Raw genomic sequence first — 555 nt, forward strand, 5'->3', positions numbered from 1 at the left:
TCCTTAACGTGTTGGAAGTGTACGGCTATGCAGTCGTAGAAATGGACAACGGCGTACTCAAAGTCATCAAAGCAAAAGACTCTAAGACCTCTGCAATCCCTGTTATGGGGGATGGTAGCGCAAAAGGCGATAGCGTCATCACTCGCGTGGTTGCTGTGCGAAATGTCTCTGTTCGTGAATTGTCACCGCTATTGCGCCAGCTGATTGATAACGCCGGGGCGGGTAACGTGGTTCATTACGATCCAGCTAATATCATCCTGATCACCGGTCGTGCAGCGGTAGTAAACCGTCTAGCAGAAATCATCAAACGCGTTGACCAAGCTGGTGACAAAGAGATCGAGCTAGTAGAGCTTCGCAATGCCTCGGCTGCTGAAATGGTTCGTATCGTAGAAGCCCTGAACAAAACGACCAACCAAAAGAGTACGCCTGAGTTTCTTGAGCCAAAAATCGTCGCGGATGAGCGTACGAACTCGATTCTGATTTCTGGCGATCCGAAAGTACGTGCACGCCTGAAACGTTTGATTCGTCAACTTGACGTAGAAATGGCAACGAAAG

The 555-nt window shown here is 49.2% G+C and carries 1 protein-coding gene; it reads left to right on the forward strand.

The genetic code is table 11. The features are described from left to right. A partial coding sequence (locus R7Q11_RS28485) for a secretin N-terminal domain-containing protein (protein ID WP_318094485.1) occupies nt 1-555 on the forward strand: 555 nt, incomplete at both ends.

The organism is Vibrio sp. 970, from assembly GCF_033339075.1.